The following is a 705-nucleotide window of genomic DNA, read 5'->3' as shown; positions in this document are numbered from 1 at the left end:
TACTTGCTTCTTTCATCAATGTAGCCGGAAGGCCTTTAAGGGACGTGTTATTGGCCCCAACCGTTGCCACCGCATCCTTACGGCCAAGGCTCGCAAGTGTACCTGAGTTTACAGGTGAGAATTCTTCAAGTTTCTTGCCTTCAAAGGCTGCAAATAGGTTGTAACCAACAAGCTCACCCATTTGCCAAGCATTTTGAGCAGTAGGAGCGTATGGACGGCCGCCTTCTGGAGGGAAGGCAACGGCACTGTCCCCGACAACGAATACGTCTTTATGGGATTTGGATTGCAAATACTCATTAACGGTTGCTTTGCCGCGGTCCACTTCAAGGCCTGATTCACCTACGATAGGAAGAGCCGCAACTCCGCCTGTCCAAACAAGCGTATTGGCCGTTATCGTTTGTCCGTCTTTCAATTCGATTTGATTGCCTTTAACACCCGTTACAGGCAGACCTGTCAAGAACTCAACGCCGCGTGCTTCCAAGCTTGTCATCGCACGTTCAATTAAGTGGTCAGGCAGGACTGGAAGGATTTTTGGACCAGCTTCCACAAGCTTGATTTTCAAGTCCTTGAAGTCCACCCCGAACTTTTTAGCGATTTTAGGGAAATGATCCACGATTTCACCGATTAGCTCAACGCCCGTCAATCCGCCGCCGCCGATTACGATGGTTGCGTCCGCTTCATTATTTGTTTGTGCATATTCGCGAA

The 705-nt window shown here is 49.2% G+C and carries 1 protein-coding gene; it reads right to left on the bottom strand.

Translation table 11 applies throughout. From position 1 onward, the window contains the following. Nucleotides 1–705: NAD(P)/FAD-dependent oxidoreductase (locus MPH60_RS27540; protein ID WP_241615886.1), on the bottom strand; the 705-nt coding region annotated here is incomplete at both ends.

The sequence above is a fragment of the Peribacillus sp. Aquil_B1 genome (assembly GCF_022603275.1).
GTDB lineage: Bacteria > Bacillota > Bacilli > Bacillales > DSM-1321 > Peribacillus.
This window is presented reverse-complemented; position numbering and strand designations above follow the sequence as displayed.